The organism is Microbacterium sp. BF1, from assembly GCF_019279095.1.
In the GTDB taxonomy this organism is placed as follows: domain Bacteria; phylum Actinomycetota; class Actinomycetes; order Actinomycetales; family Microbacteriaceae; genus Microbacterium; species Microbacterium maritypicum.
Genome location: NZ_JAGYWT010000101.1, coordinates 1 through 6,706 on the forward strand (window position 1 = coordinate 1; position 6,706 = coordinate 6,706).

The following is a 6,706-nucleotide window of genomic DNA, read 5'->3' on the forward strand; positions in this document are numbered from 1 at the left end:
CCCGGAGCGCCGGAGAGCAGCTGGATGACCTGCTGGCGGACCTTGTTGAGGTCGGCGCCGAGCTTGACGAGCACCTGGGCGGCGACGCCCTCGCCCTCGCGGATGAGGCCGAGCAGGATGTGCTCGGTTCCGATGTAGTTGTGGCCGAGCTGCAGGGCCTCGCGGAGGCTGAGCTCGAGCACCTTCTTGGCGCGCGGGGTGAACGGGATGTGCCCGGTCGGCTGCTGCTGACCCTGGCCGATGATGTCCTGCACCTGCTCGCGCACGGCGTCGAGGGAGATGCCGAGGCTTTCGAGCGCCTTGGCGGCGACGCCTTCGCCCTCGTGGATGAGACCGAGCAGGATGTGCTCGGTTCCGATGTAGTTGTGGTTGAGCATCTTCGCCTCTTCTTGGGCGAGGACGACCACTCGACGGGCTCGGTCCGTGAATCTCTCGAACATGCTGTGACTCCTTATTCGCACGGGGCGAAGACGCGTGAAGCGCTTGTACATCGAGAGTAACCACCACATCGGGCACGTATGCCCGTGTTCGCCGTGGGCATACCGGGGCTATGGCAGGCGGTGTGACGAGGTGTCGAAAGCGACGGGGATTGACGAGCTTATCGATTGTCGTTATTTTATCGTTTATCGCTAACAACGATCATCGATAAGGAGCGATCATGACCTCGACGAAACAGGGCACGCTGTCCCGCGGCGACGCCGCTGCACTCATCGCCTTCTGCATCGCCGGCGTGGCGATCGCGGCGTACATCACGGTCTTCTCGATCATCCGCATCGTCACCCTGCTCAGCGGCACGATGATCCCGGTGATGGTCGAGTTCGTGGATCAGCCGATCGAGGCTCCGCTCGGCGCAGGTGGTGCGAACATCACCCTCGAACTGGACAGGGCGATCCTCACCGCCCCGACCCTGCCGGGGATCGCGATCGGCGCGGGCGTCATCGGACAGCTCGCCCAGATCGTCGCGATCATCGTCGTGATCGGATGCCTGATGCTGCTGGCGCGCAGCATCCTGAGCGGCACGGTGTTCAGCCGACGCAACACGCGACTCGTGATGGTCGCCGGCATCGTCGGCCTGCTCGGCTTCGCGGCCGTGCGGTTCTTCGACAACATGCTGGCCAACGCCGCCGTCTCCGCGGTCACCGAGAATGCTGTCGACAATGCGGTGATCAGTATCGAGCCGTTCACCTTCATCCTGGCCGCGTTCATCATCTCGGTCATCGGCACCACGTTCGTGATCGGCGATCGACTGCAGCGCGAGACGGAAGGATTGGTCTGATGACCATGACGAAGACGACTTCCCCGGCCACCCGCTCCGAGACCGCGGACGCCATCACCGTGATCCTCTACGCGGCTGCGGCGCTCGTCACCGTTGCATTCGCCACGATCCTGCGCGTCGCGGGCACCTTCCGCGAAACGGGGATCGCCTGGACGGTCCCCATCGACCAGCAGCCGATCTCCGCCACGACCGACTCCGGCGCCATCTCGATCGAGGGGTTCGCGGACGAGGCGATGGTCATCGCCGACGGGGTGAACGCGGCCTCGGTCACGGCCATCATCGCCGCCATCGCGCTGTGGGCTCTCGCGGCCGTCGCGGTCATCGCGGCGGTGACGCTGGTCGCCTGGAACTTTTTGCGCGGACGCTTCTTCGTCCGTCCGAACGCGCGAGCCTTCGATGTGATCGGCTGGACGCTCGTCGGCGCTCCGATCCTGATCGTGATGCTCGAGACGATGGGCCGCAACGGCGTCACCTCCGCTCTCGGCATCGGCGACGGGGAACCGGTGCATCCGATCGAGTTCTGGAGCGTCGCGCCGATCTTCGCCACCGGGGTGACGGTGGGCCTGATCGCGGTGGCGTTCCGCCGCGGCATCCGGCTGCAGAACGAGAAGCTCGCGCTCGAGAAGGACACGGAGGGACTGGTATGACCCCGGCCGAGAGCGACGACGAGTTCACCGGCATCCACTGCCGACTCGACGAGCTGCTCGCCGAGCGGGGCATGACGCTCACCGAGCTGAGCGCCGCGGTGGGGGTGAGCATCGTGAATCTGTCGGTGCTGAAGAACGACCGGGCCCGCGCCATCCGCTACTCGACCTTGCGGGCGATCTGCGAGGCGCTCGACTGCGAGGTCGGTGACCTGCTGGTGCTCGCGCCGCGCTAACGGGGAACCCCCGCCGGCCCCACCGAACGGATCCCGGCTCGCGCGTCATCCTTCGTCATATCCACCCAGGGAATTCTCAGGCAGCCATAGCGTTGGGCCTCATGGCGCGTACTCGGCGCGCCGCGATTCTGGAGTCCCCACCTCATGAGCACCACCGCACGCGCCCAGAAGGCGCCTGACACCCGCGGGCCGGTCCGGAAGCTGCTGAGCTCGTTCGGCTTCCAGATCCTCGCAGCCCTCGTCCTCGGCATCGCCGCCGGTCTGATCGGCCGCCAGCTCGGCGCCACCGCTGAGAACCCGACAGGGCTGTCGGCCACGCTCGACACCATCGGCAACTCGTACGTGACGCTGCTGCGCGCCGCCGTCGTACCGCTGATCTTCACCGCCATCGTCGCCAGCATCTCGAACCTGCGCCGTGTGCAGAACGCCGCACGCCTCGCCGGCCAGACGATCCTGTGGTTCGCGATCACCGCGTTCATCGCCGTGATCATCGGCATCGTGCTCGGCCTCGTGATCCAGCCCGGCAACCGCGCCGGCGAAGGCCTTGAGCCCGGTGACCCGTACACCGTGGGCACCTGGTGGAACTTCCTGCTGGGCCTCATCCCGCAGAACTTCCTCGGCGTCACCGTCAACACCTCGCCCGGTGCCGTCGAGGGGACCTTCTCGTCGAGCGTCGGCTTCAACATCCTGCAGGTGATCGTGGTCGCCGCCGTCGTCGGCATCGCCGCTCTCAAGGCCGGCAAGAAGGCCGAGCCGTTCCTCGTCTTCACCGAGTCGCTGCTCAAGGTCATCCAGCGCGTGCTGTGGTGGATCATCCGCATCGCCCCGCTCGGCACGTTCGGCCTCATCGGCTCGGCCGTGATCAAGTACGGCTGGGAGAAGCTGGCCTCCCTCGGCTGGTTCGCCGCGGCGGTCTACATCGGGCTCGCGCTCGTGCTGTTCGTGGTCTACCCGATCCTGGTGCGCACCCACGGCCTGTCGATCAAGCAGTACTTCTCGGGCGTGTGGCCGGCGGTGCAGCTGGCCTTCGTCAGCCGCTCCTCGATCGGAACGCTGCCCCTCACCGAGCGCGTCACCGAGCGCAACCTCGGCGTGCCCCGCTCCTACGCGTCGTTCGCCGTGCCTCTGGGCGCCACCACCAAGATGGACGGCTGCGCCGCGATCTACCCGGCCATCGCCGCGATCTTCGTCGCGCAGTTCTTCGGCATCGAGCTGAACTTCGTGCAGTACCTGCTGATCGTGATCGTCTCGGTCGTCGGCTCCGCTGCGACTGCCGGCACCACCGGTGCTGTGGTGATGCTCACGCTGACGCTGTCGACCCTGGGCCTGCCGCTCGAGGGCGTGGGACTGCTGCTCGCGATCGACCCGATCCTCGACATGGGCCGCACCGCGGTCAACGTGGCGGGCCAGGCGCTGATCCCGACGATCGTCGCCAAGCGCGAGGGCATCCTGAACGAAGACCTCTACAACGCGCCGCGTGAGGGGCTGCCCTTCGCCGACGACTCCGGTGACGACGACGCCCCCGAGGCGGATGCGTCCTCCGACAAGGAGCCGGTCAGCGCCCGCTGACCTCACCCCGCGACGCCAGAGCGCCTCGTCCCTGCATGGGGCGAGGCGCTCTGCCGTTCAAGGATTCAAGAGTGCGGGGAGGCGGGGTTCGGGGAATCAGGCCCGGCTCTGCTGGCGGGTGGCTCCACGGGTGTCGAGCGCGAGCTCCTCGGCATCCATCGCGGCAATCAGCTCGCGCATGACCTCTTCGTCGAGGTTGCCCGCATCCCGCTCGGCGAGGAGGATCTCGCGACGCACCTGCAGCCAGCCCTTCGACAGCGCGACGAGGTCTTCATACGAAGGCCGGCTCGCGGCGTCCTCCACCTTCTGCGCCTCGTCAGTGTCCCTCTCGACCCGGGTCATGCGCTTGGTGAAGGCGTCGAAGACGCTGAGGTCGACCTCGCCGTACTTGGCCTCCCACTCGATGCGCTTCTCGGCGAGGTACTTCTTCCCGGCCTCGCGGCTCTTCGCGCGGACCTCGGCGAGGGCTGCCTCATCCTCCTCCTCATCCACGTCGCTGGCGATGCCGAGACCGCGGATCAGCATCGGCAGCGTCAGCCCCTGGATCAGCAGCGTGCCCACCGTGACGATGAACGCCACCACGACGATCGCGTGCGAGGCCTCGGTGTCGAGGGTCGCGAGGTCGGCGGCCGCCACCGCGATCGCCAGCGTCACCACTCCGCGCATTCCCGCCCAGGAGATGACGGCGCTGTCCTTCCAGGTGAGCTGGAGCCCTGCCATCTGCTCGCGCACGATGTGACTGCGCAGTTCGTCGGCGGTGTACTTCGCCCAGCGCCTGGACCTGCGGTGCCGCTTGTCGAACTCCCCGGATTCGACACCGCGATCCCAGCGTTCGAGACGTTTGCGATCCTGGAAGTTCGACCACGCACTCGTCGGGTAGATGAAGAGGGGCCGCACGATGACCACGACGAGCAGAACCGCCCCGGAGAGCAGCAGGATCTGCCCGACCGATTCACTCCCGAGGTCGCTGAGCACGCGCGGGAACTGGAGGCCGATGTACGCGAACACGAAGCTCTCCAGCAGCAGATCGGCCGAGAGCCACAGCGGCTTCTCCTGCTGACGCGTCGTGTAGTCGGTGCGCGGCGAGTTGTAGCCGACGTAGAGCCCCATCGCCACGACGGCGAGCACTCCCGACTCTCAGGGCATCTCGCTCGAAGAGGCGCTCCGCCGCCTGATCTGAGCGCAGCGACCGCGGCGTACACTCGCACCATGTCGACTCCCACCCGCACCATCGGCCGTATCTTCCTCGGCGCCTCTCTCGTCTTCGCGGGCGTCTCGCACCTCACGGTGGCGCGCGAGGAGTTCCAGGCGCAGGTCCCCGAGTCGCTGCCGCTGGATCCTGACACCACGGTGCTCGCCTCCGGCGTGGCCGAGATCGCACTCGGATCCGCCCTGCTGCTGGCACGACGCCGTCGGCGCACGGTCGGCACGATCGCCGCTCTGTTCTTCGTCGCCGTGTTCCCCGGCAACGTGGCGCAGTGGATGCACCACCGCGACGGCTTCGGTCTCGACACGGACATGAAGCGCTTCGTGCGGCTGTTCTTCCAGCCCGTGCTCGTCGCGCTGGCGCTGTGGTCGACCCGCGAACCCCGACGCTGACGGGCCGGACCACCCGCACGGACTCACCACTGTCAGGGACGCGTGCCCTCTGCGGCACAACGGGTCCTCCGAGCTGAGGTCCGTAGACTCGGCAGATGAAGGAATGGCGGGTGACGCAGCGGTGAAGGCGCGTACCGTCTTCGGCCTGCTCCGCCTCAGCGCGGCCGCCGTCTGTCTCGTGGCGCTCATCCACCGGCTCGCCTGGGGTCTCGCATCGAACACGATCGCGAGCCAGAACTTCTTCGCATATCTGACGAACCAGTCGAACATCGCTTTCGTGGTGCTGCTCACCGTCGCCGGCATCCTCGCGCTGCGCCGCGCGAAGGATCCTCGCTGGCTCACCGTCGCCCTGGCACTCGTTCTGACCTGGACGATCACGGCCGGACTCGTGTTCGCGATCCTGGTCTGGCAGGCCGGCATCCGCGGCATCCGCATCGACGTGCCCTGGTCGGATCAGGTGCTGCACTTCTGGCTCCCCGCCGTCACCGTGGCGGCCTGGGCTCTCGCACCCGGTCACCGCTCCGTGCCGTGGCGCGTGATCCCGGTGTCGCTGGCGTACCCGGTGATCTGGGGCGTCGCCACCATGATCCGCGGCCCACTGATCGGCTGGTACCCGTACTACTTCCTCGATCCGCGGCAGGTGAGCGGTCCGATGGAGTTCCTGATCTCATCCGCGATCGCGCTCGGCACGTTCGCCGCCGTCGCCACCCTCCTCGTGCTCATCAGCCGCATGCCGGTACCGAAACGGCTGCGCGGGAAAACCGAGGGCACTGCGCAGGCATCGACGCCGGAGCAGGCGAGAGCCGGTGAACGGGTCGGTCAGACATAGAGGGCGAGCGAGGCGAGGGCCGCTTCGATCGCCTCGTCTTCGTCGAGCTTCGCGAACTCCGCTGCCGCCGCGCCGCCGACGATCCCGACGAGCACGTTCTCGCCGGTCGCGGGTCGCAGATTGATCCAGGTCGCGATGGCCACGTCGGCGCCGACGGAGTGCCAGATGGCCTCGTCGTTCTCCCAGAACGGCTCGTCCCACCGCAGCCAGACCGTCTCGATCGCGCCCATGCCGAGTGCCGAGATCGCCCCGCGATTGGAGAACGGCAGGGGCGGGTCGAACTCGATGCTGCGGTCCTGGAGCACGCCGAGTGGAACCGTCACGATGACCCGATCGAACGACAGCGCCTCACCGGTGCCGAGGCGCACGCTCACCCCGGAATCGTCGTAGGCGAGGCGGGCGACCGGAGAGTTGAGCCCCACCTTGACCCCGTCGAGGGCCTGCTCGATGAACGGTGCGACGTCGCCGGTCGCGGCCTTCGGGTCGCTCATGGGGAGGGGAGGCGCGAACCAGCTCGACAGTTCGTCGGCGCCGGCACCGGTGCGGGCAGCGA

9 protein-coding genes are annotated in these 6,706 nt (G+C 67.5%); 6 read left to right on the forward strand and 3 right to left on the reverse strand.

Annotation, left to right across the window (positions count from 1 at the left end; all coding sequences use genetic code 11):
- On the reverse strand, positions 1–440 hold a 440-nt coding region (locus KZA10_RS05545), incomplete at its 3' end, for a Clp protease N-terminal domain-containing protein (protein ID WP_306300793.1).
- 218 nt (positions 441–658) lie between these two features.
- Here KZA10_RS05545 and KZA10_RS05550 point away from each other — a divergent pair.
- From KZA10_RS05550 to KZA10_RS05565, 4 genes are all read left to right on the forward strand, one after another.
- Positions 659–1,276 carry a DUF2975 domain-containing protein gene (locus KZA10_RS05550; RefSeq protein WP_055865974.1) on the forward strand — a complete coding sequence of 206 codons (618 nt, stop codon included), beginning with the start codon at positions 659–661 and terminating at the stop codon, positions 1,274–1,276.
- The gene (locus KZA10_RS05555) at positions 1,276–1,923 is read left to right on the forward strand and encodes a hypothetical protein (RefSeq protein ID WP_218682376.1); all 648 of its coding nucleotides are present in this window, start codon (positions 1,276–1,278) and stop codon (positions 1,921–1,923) included. Before KZA10_RS05550 ends, KZA10_RS05555 begins: the two co-directional genes overlap by 1 nt.
- On the forward strand, positions 1,920–2,156 hold the full coding sequence (locus KZA10_RS05560) for a helix-turn-helix transcriptional regulator (protein WP_127483033.1): 237 nt from the start codon (positions 1,920–1,922) through the stop codon (positions 2,154–2,156). The genes KZA10_RS05555 and KZA10_RS05560 overlap by 4 nt, the downstream gene beginning before the upstream one ends.
- Before the next feature lie 144 nt (positions 2,157–2,300).
- A complete protein-coding gene (locus KZA10_RS05565; protein WP_218682377.1) occupies positions 2,301–3,725 on the forward strand; it encodes a dicarboxylate/amino acid:cation symporter in 1,425 nt (474 codons plus the stop codon).
- Between the two features lie 96 nt (positions 3,726–3,821).
- Here the strand turns inward: KZA10_RS05565 and KZA10_RS05570 are convergent, their stop codons facing one another.
- A complete protein-coding gene (locus tag KZA10_RS05570) occupies positions 3,822–4,853 on the reverse strand; it encodes a cation:proton antiporter (RefSeq protein ID WP_308289596.1) in 1,032 nt (343 codons plus the stop codon).
- A gap of 81 nt (positions 4,854–4,934) precedes the next feature.
- Between KZA10_RS05570 and KZA10_RS05575 the strand changes: the two genes are divergently transcribed.
- Together KZA10_RS05575 and KZA10_RS05580 are read left to right on the forward strand one after the other, a co-directional pair.
- Complete coding sequence (locus KZA10_RS05575; protein WP_055876235.1) at positions 4,935–5,324, forward strand: MauE/DoxX family redox-associated membrane protein; 390 nt, start codon at positions 4,935–4,937, stop codon at positions 5,322–5,324.
- Positions 5,325–5,427: 103 nt separating this feature from the next.
- Positions 5,428–6,153: a Pr6Pr family membrane protein gene (locus tag KZA10_RS05580; protein ID WP_055876231.1), complete on the forward strand. Its 726-nt coding sequence runs from the start codon at positions 5,428–5,430 to the stop codon at positions 6,151–6,153.
- On the opposite strand, the gene KZA10_RS05585 is transcribed toward KZA10_RS05580, so the two are convergent.
- The coding region (locus KZA10_RS05585; RefSeq protein ID WP_218682378.1) for an FAD-dependent oxidoreductase at positions 6,144–6,706 on the reverse strand (563 nt) is incomplete at its 5' end. The genes KZA10_RS05580 and KZA10_RS05585 overlap by 10 nt on opposite strands.